Origin of the sequence: Bartonella sp. CE47NXGY (genome assembly GCF_042195415.1) — a bacterium.
In the GTDB taxonomy this organism is placed as follows: Bacteria; Pseudomonadota; Alphaproteobacteria; order Rhizobiales; family Rhizobiaceae; genus Bartonella.
This window is the reverse complement of sequence record NZ_JBHIOI010000312.1, coordinates 1-511: the sequence shown is the minus strand read 5'-3', so window position 1 is coordinate 511 and position 511 is coordinate 1. Positions and strand designations below refer to the sequence as shown.

The following is a 511-nucleotide window of genomic DNA, read 5'->3' as shown; positions in this document are numbered from 1 at the left end:
AAATATTTTATTACAGCTTTTGCTACTTTTGCTTCAATCTCTATGGCTCAAGGTGCAAGTTTTTTAGCGTCTCAAAATCTTATACAGAGAGCATCTTCGACTGTTCCTCCAATAGGTTTTTTTTCTGCTGAACAGCTTTGCAAGTTATTATCTGAAGTTTTTCAGATAGAACTTTCTTGCACAAATAACAGCGAATGCATAACAGCAGCTAAGTTAGTACCTGTGTTACATTCTGGTAAAAAAAGAGATCATTATCCTAAAAGAAGACCAGGGAAAAAAGGACGGCCAAACCTATTTGCACGAGGTCCAATGAGTTTTTAAAAAGTGAAAAAACAACATCAAAAAGTATAATATATGCTTTGAAGTTGAAAAAGAGGGATATTTTTTCTGTCAAATTCATGATTTTTAAAGCAAGGGGTGGTTTGAAAACTTTAAGAAAGATTTCTCATTTTTTCAGCTTTAAGGAGATTTCTATATAAGTTTTAATGTTTATCATACCGGTTGTCTGTCT

At 32.7% G+C, this 511-nt stretch carries 1 protein-coding gene; it reads left to right on the top strand.

What is annotated here, in order from left to right; all coding sequences use genetic code 11:
- Nucleotides 1–321 (top strand): hypothetical protein (locus ACFIL3_RS11265; RefSeq protein ID WP_375682320.1); only part of this gene is annotated, 321 nt, incomplete at its 5' end.
- Nucleotides 322–511: the final 190 nt, after the last annotated feature.